This window comes from Actinoplanes sp. NPDC051633 (assembly GCF_040681735.1).
In the GTDB taxonomy this organism is placed as follows: domain Bacteria; phylum Actinomycetota; class Actinomycetes; order Mycobacteriales; family Micromonosporaceae; genus Actinoplanes.
Genome location: NZ_JBFAZH010001702.1, coordinates 1 through 1,236, shown reverse-complemented (window position 1 = coordinate 1,236; position 1,236 = coordinate 1). Strand labels below are relative to the sequence as shown.

The 1,236-nt window shown below is 70.9% G+C and carries 1 protein-coding gene and 1 pseudogene; both read left to right on the top strand.

Annotated elements, in window-relative coordinates:
* A pseudogene (locus AB0M20_RS44470) lies at positions 1-244 on the top strand (ABC transporter permease); the annotation flags it as partial.
* Positions 237-1,236: ABC transporter permease (locus tag AB0M20_RS44465; RefSeq protein ID WP_364307618.1), on the top strand; the 1,000-nt coding region annotated here is incomplete at its 3' end. The pseudogene AB0M20_RS44470 and the gene AB0M20_RS44465, both read left to right, overlap by 8 nt.

Here is a 1,236-nt window from a genome sequence, read left to right as displayed (position 1 = left end):
GAACGTGGTCGCCGCGGTGGTGGTCGGCGGCGTCGCGGTCTTCGGCGGCAGCGGCACGGTCTGGGGCGCGGGCCTCGGCGCGCTGCTGCTGACCGTGATCGGCAGCGCCCTGGCGGTGCTGGACATCAACCAGTTCTGGCAGCAGGCCATCGTCGGCGCGCTGATCGTGCTCGCCATCGGGGCCGACCGCCTGGTGGCCGTGCGGATCGCCCGGTCGCTGCGGAAGAGGGACGCCCATGTCTGAGCCCCGCGGGCCGGAGGCGCGCCGCTTCCTCGGCTGGGACACCGCGATCATCGCCCTGACCGTGGCCTGGCTGGTCGTCGCCTCGCTGAGCATCGAGAACTTCGGCACCAGCCGCAACTTCACCTTCCTGGTCCTCGACCTGCTGCCGATCGCGATGGTGGCGCTGCCGATGACCTTCATCATCGTCACCGGCGAGATCGACCTGTCGGTGGCCAGCACGCTCGGCCTGAGCAGCGCCGTGATGGGGCAGATGTGGACGGCCGGGCTGAGCATCGAGACGATCATCCCGCTGTGCATCCTGCTCGGCGCGATCCTGGGCGCGCTCAACGGGTTCCTGGTCAACGGCCTCGGCCTGCCGTCGCTGGCGGTCACCATCGGCACCCTGGCGCTCTACCGGGGCCTGGCCTTCGTGGTGCTCGGCGACTCCGCGGTGGCGGATTTTCCCGAGAACTACACCGGGTGGGTCGTCGGGACGATCAACGGCGGCGCCGTCCCGAACGTACTCATCCTCCTGGTCGTGCTCGCGGTGATCTTCGGCGTGGCGCTGCACGCGACGCCCTTCGGGCGATCGCTCTACGCGATCGGCGCGAACGCCCAGGCCGCCCATTTCTCCGGCATCCGGGTGGCCCGGACCAAATTCTGGCTGTACGTGCTGAGCGGCGCGATCGCCGGCCTCGCCGGGGTGCTGTGGACCCTGCGCTACTCCAGCGCACGGGCCGACAACGGCGCCGGGCTCGAACTGGCCGTCGTCGCGGCCGTGCTCCTGGGCGGCGTCTCCATCTTCGGCGGCAAGGGCACCCTGCCCGGCGTGCTGGCCGGCGTGGTGCTGCTCGCCGCGTTGCAGAACGCGCTGCGCCTGGAGGACGTCTCCGGCCAGGCCCTGAACGTCGTCACGGGCGTCCTGCTCGTGGCCTCCGTCCTTCTCCCCAACATCATCACCTCCGTCCGCGGCGGCCGGCAGCGACGCAAGTTGCGTCAGACGTCCACCGCAT